Source organism: Citrobacter sp. TBCS-14 (assembly GCF_005280805.1).
In the GTDB taxonomy this organism is placed as follows: Bacteria; Pseudomonadota; Gammaproteobacteria; order Enterobacterales; family Enterobacteriaceae; genus Citrobacter; species Citrobacter gillenii.
This window is the reverse complement of sequence record NZ_SZWM01000422.1, coordinates 1-211: the sequence shown is the minus strand read 5'-3', so window position 1 is coordinate 211 and position 211 is coordinate 1. Positions and strand designations below refer to the sequence as shown.

Annotated in this window: 1 pseudogene; it reads left to right on the top strand. The window is 46.9% G+C overall.

Annotated features, from left to right (window positions below):
* Positions 1-211: pseudogene (locus FDX22_RS15880) on the top strand (lipid A phosphoethanolamine transferase); the annotation flags it as partial.

Below are 211 nucleotides of genomic sequence, written 5' to 3'. Positions count from 1 at the left end.
AGTGGCAAATTCATATTTGCCTTCAAACTGGCTGTCCGCGCTGGGTTTGTATGCCTGGGCGCAGGTGGATGAATCTTCAGATAACAATTCGTTGATGAATCCGGCGAAGAAATTTACCTACGTTGCCCCCAAGAATATTGATGATACCTACGTCGTGTTTATTATCGGCGAAACGACCCGCTGGGATCATATGGGCATTTTTGGCTACGAG